We start from the raw sequence: 567 nt of genomic DNA, 5'->3' as shown, positions 1-567 counted from the left end.
AGAGGGAAAGTTATAAACGCTATGCAGCCTGCTCTCCAATTAACCGTTTAAGCAATTCAAGTTCTTTGGCTAATGTCTGATCATCACAAACCAAATCTTCAATTTTACGGACAGCATGTAAAACTGTCGTATGATCACGTCCTCCAAAACGACGCCCAATTTCTGGCAACGAACGAGGCGTTAACATTTTTGCCAAATACATCGCAACTTGTCGCGGCTTTACGACTGTACGCGTCCGACGATTAGATAATAAATCTTGCTTAGAAACATTATAATGGCGAGCAACCGCGCGCTGAATTTCTTCAATTCGAATACGCTTAGATTCACCTGAACGTGTCAAATGACCCAAAAATTCATCAATCCTTTCCAAAGACAAATCAGATTCGAAAGACTGACGAAACAACAACTGATTAAAGGCTCCTTCAATATCACGCCCTGAACCCAAAATCGTTTTAGCAATATACTGCAAAACCTCATCTGAAATTACAATCATGTTGTCATCTTGTTGCGCCACCTTTAACCGTTGGCGCAACATTTCCAAACGCATTTCATAATCTGGTGCTTCAA

General features: G+C 40.7%; 1 protein-coding gene. It reads right to left on the bottom strand.

Features of this window, described 5'->3' with window-relative positions:
* Positions 1–19: 19 nt before the first annotated feature.
* Positions 20–567: helix-turn-helix domain-containing protein (locus ACFINS_RS11165; RefSeq protein ID WP_375706308.1), on the bottom strand; the 548-nt coding region annotated here is incomplete at its 5' end.

The sequence above is a fragment of the Bartonella sp. AA2SXKL genome, assembly GCF_042197205.1.
Classification (GTDB): Bacteria; Pseudomonadota; Alphaproteobacteria; order Rhizobiales; family Rhizobiaceae; genus Bartonella.
This window is presented reverse-complemented; position numbering and strand designations above follow the sequence as displayed.